Origin of the sequence: Acinetobacter tjernbergiae DSM 14971 = CIP 107465, from assembly GCF_000374425.1 — a bacterium.
In the GTDB taxonomy this organism is placed as follows: domain Bacteria; phylum Pseudomonadota; class Gammaproteobacteria; order Pseudomonadales; family Moraxellaceae; genus Acinetobacter; species Acinetobacter tjernbergiae.
In genome coordinates this window covers 1-2,823 of sequence record NZ_KB894396.1, presented here as the reverse complement: position 1 = coordinate 2,823, position 2,823 = coordinate 1, and the positions used below count along the sequence as shown (strand labels likewise).

General features: G+C 30.8%; 5 protein-coding genes. 4 read left to right on the top strand and 1 reads right to left on the bottom strand.

Going from position 1 to position 2,823, the window contains the following annotated elements:
- Window positions 1–125: 125 nt before the first annotated feature.
- Both C502_RS0117885 and C502_RS0117880 read left to right on the top strand, forming a co-directional pair.
- Window positions 126–1,076 (top strand): replication initiation protein, encoded by a 951-nt coding sequence (locus C502_RS0117885; RefSeq protein WP_004728629.1) that lies wholly within the window; start codon window positions 126–128, stop codon window positions 1,074–1,076.
- Window positions 1,073–1,360 (top strand): hypothetical protein, encoded by a 288-nt coding sequence (locus C502_RS0117880; protein WP_004728627.1) that lies wholly within the window; start codon window positions 1,073–1,075, stop codon window positions 1,358–1,360. The genes C502_RS0117885 and C502_RS0117880 overlap by 4 nt, the downstream gene beginning before the upstream one ends.
- Window positions 1,361–1,543: 183 nt before the next feature.
- Here C502_RS0117880 and C502_RS0117875 read toward each other — a convergent pair whose 3' ends face one another.
- The gene (locus C502_RS0117875) at window positions 1,544–1,858 is read right to left on the bottom strand and encodes a hypothetical protein (protein ID WP_005108843.1); all 315 of its coding nucleotides are present in this window, start codon (window positions 1,856–1,858) and stop codon (window positions 1,544–1,546) included.
- Window positions 1,859–1,964: 106 nt separating this feature from the next.
- Here C502_RS0117875 and C502_RS0117870 point away from each other — a divergent pair, with 106 nt between their 5' ends.
- Together C502_RS0117870 and C502_RS0117865 are read left to right on the top strand one after the other, a co-directional pair.
- The gene (locus tag C502_RS0117870) at window positions 1,965–2,396 is read left to right on the top strand and encodes a hypothetical protein (RefSeq protein WP_018680121.1); all 432 of its coding nucleotides are present in this window, start codon (window positions 1,965–1,967) and stop codon (window positions 2,394–2,396) included.
- Entirely contained in the window at window positions 2,386–2,712 is a 327-nt protein-coding gene (locus C502_RS0117865; protein ID WP_005108845.1) for a hypothetical protein, read from the top strand. Before C502_RS0117870 ends, C502_RS0117865 begins: the two co-directional genes overlap by 11 nt.
- Window positions 2,713–2,823 lie beyond the last annotated feature (111 nt).

The following is a 2,823-nucleotide window of genomic DNA, read 5'->3' as shown; positions in this document are numbered from 1 at the left end:
AAAGGGTACAAATAGCATGATAAAGGGTACAAATAAATTATTGTACCCTTATGTTTATTGGTGTACATTGTTTTCTCATAAGGGTACAAAAATCATGTTCATTTTTTATAAGGTTTGATATCTGAATGAATAAAGAAAATAGTTATGATAAATCTTATCCAGTAACAACAATGGCTATTCAAAACAAAGTTACTGAATGCTTTAAAAGCATGTCTGTAGATGAAAAAAGAATTTTAATTATGGCTTCTCCGATTGCTAGAAATATCGATGCAAGTGAACAAGATCAAATCTTAATATCTGCTCAACAATTTGCTGATGACTGTGGTATCAAAGTCAATTCTGCTTATAAACAAATTGAAAATGCGTCAAAAAAACTAGTAGATCGGTCCTTTTCATACGTTAATGATAGGGGGAAAAAGGTCTACTCTAACTGGGTAATTGATGCTACTTATGAAGATGCAGGGATATCTTTAAGGTTTACATCTATTGTTTTGGTGATGTTGAAAATTTTAGATAAATACAATCCATACACTCGTTATAAAAAAGATGTAGTTCTAAAATTAAAAAAAGACTACTCAATAGACTTTTACCATTTAGCGAAAAAAAATCAGGCAAAAAATGGCTTTGAATTAACGCTAGATGAAATGTTTACAGAGTTTGGTTTACCAGAATCTTATAGAGATTTGAGGAACTTAAAACGAAGAGTTTTGAAGAGCTCATTAGATGAAATTAATGAATTTACCGATGTAACAGTTGACTATAGTCCAGTTAAAAAAGGACGTTCTGTTGTCGGCTTTAAGTTCACTGTGAAAGAAAAATCTAAGCCAAAATTAATAGCTCCTGAGCGAGATCCAAAAACAATAGATATATTCTGCAACCTGTCTGATGCTCAAATTAACAAGTACAGTGCTATTTTATCTAAACTTTCTGAGCTATCAGACCTAAGTAACTTCCAGGACTATCCTAGTTTTGCCCTTTGGATTAGTGGCATCTTACGAGATCCGAAAAGTGTAAGAGAGGAAACAGCAAAGCGGATTTTTAAAGCTCTTCATAGCAAGACGGATTTTAAACCATGAAAACTAGAGCTGAATTAGATGCAATGAGCCATCAAGAACTCAAAGACTATGAGCAAAGTTTACTTGCTCTGTGGACACCAAGAATGGCTATTGAAAGTGACATTGAAAGGTTAAGCACTAATCGCAACGAATTATTAGAAATTTTTAATCAATTAAAAAATCCTGATGCTCCTGAAAATGAGCGTTTAAAAAATTCTATTTTATCGCTCAAATATAAGATTGAAGATTTAGAAGATAAATTGGATGATCTTATTCAAGATAATCGCTTAAATCGTGCAGATTGAATTATTCAGTTTATTTAATTAAAACCGTGAAACATTGATCAAAGAATAGGCGTGGAACGTGAATAGTCACAAAAAAGCCGTTCCAGTGCGCTGAACCCTGGAACGTCTTAGTATAAGTTTATGATTTATATCGAATAAAAAACAGTATTTCGTATAAGGCGTATTATGTTAATTTTAGGAGATCTATACAATTCTGTACTTTTTCACAATCATAGAAAAAGCAAATAAAATACTTATCCAAAATAAATAATCAATAAAAAAATTGAGAAAAACAAATTGATCCATGCCGATGAAAATAAATAAAGGATTGATACTTATACTTCCGACTGGAGAGGTTTCACCATCTATAAGGAACTGTAGAGGAAATCCCCCAGCTATGACTTCAACTTCTCCAAGCTTATCTACAACTATGCGGTCAACTAATATATTTTTTTGATAAAGCAAAGATACGTAGGTCAAAATAATTGCTAAGAAATTAAAATATAAAAATTTTTTCATAATTTTATCTCATATATCTATTAATTTTAACAATTTTTAATCAGAGCCTTTTGGAATAATTTGCTTTAATTTCTCTATTATTATTTTATCAAAAAATTCCTTTAATATGAAAAAATTAGAATTTATTTTATTAAGTTTACTTGCAGCCTGTAGTCCAGTTACAGAAAAAATTGAATCAAATATAGTTGTTCCACGTATTCAATATACGGGGGGAGCAGATAATGCAAGTTATAGTGAGGCTAAGCTTATTAGGGAAGGTAAATGCCTATACCTAGAACATGCTGATGGATCTAAAGTTCTGCCAATTTTTGCTACAAAAACTCTAGATTGGGATATGGAAACTAAGAGCCTAAAAGTAGATTCGGATACTTATTTTTTAGGTGATAAAGCAGCATATGGAGGCGGAGAATCCTATCCTCTAGAAAAAAATAATTATTCTTGGATAACTGAAGTAGATCCTAGCTGTGATACCTCAAAAGTTATAGTTATTAGTCGACTCATAAGACCAATTGAACAGAACTACCAAAATGAAGAATAGCCTATTTTACTGTCTTGCATTAGTTTTAATTATAGGATGCCAACCATTAGAAAAGAATGGATATATTTCTATTAAAAATTGGACCAATGCCCCAATCACAGATCTTAAAATAACTTATATCAGTGCTCAAAAAACTTATAGCTTAGGTACTCTTTATCCTTATTCGGAATATAAATACGCCATCAACTATGAGCAGCATAATGAGGATTCAATAATCTTTTCATATGTAGATAAAAGTCATAAAAAGATTAATCAAGAAGTAGCTACATATGCAGCCAAATATGATAGGAGAATTTATGAAATAATTATTCAATAGAATATAAATTTATATAGAAATTACAATTACTAATTGAACGAAAGAGCTTCTATTTGAAGTTTCAAAAACTGGAGTTTTCCACCAATCTAACCTCCATTTAACATAATGGCG

Coding starts and splice junctions, on each gene's coding strand:
- C502_RS0117875 (WP_005108843.1), bottom strand. CDS start 1,858: ATGAAAAAATTTTTATATTTTAATTTCTTAGCAATTATTTTGACCTAC.
- C502_RS0117870 (WP_018680121.1), top strand. CDS start 1,965: ATGAAAAAATTAGAATTTATTTTATTAAGTTTACTTGCAGCCTGTAGT.
- C502_RS0117880 (WP_004728627.1), top strand. CDS start 1,073: ATGAAAACTAGAGCTGAATTAGATGCAATGAGCCATCAAGAACTCAAA.
- C502_RS0117865 (WP_005108845.1), top strand. CDS start 2,386: ATGAAGAATAGCCTATTTTACTGTCTTGCATTAGTTTTAATTATAGGA.
- C502_RS0117885 (WP_004728629.1), top strand. CDS start 126: ATGAATAAAGAAAATAGTTATGATAAATCTTATCCAGTAACAACAATG.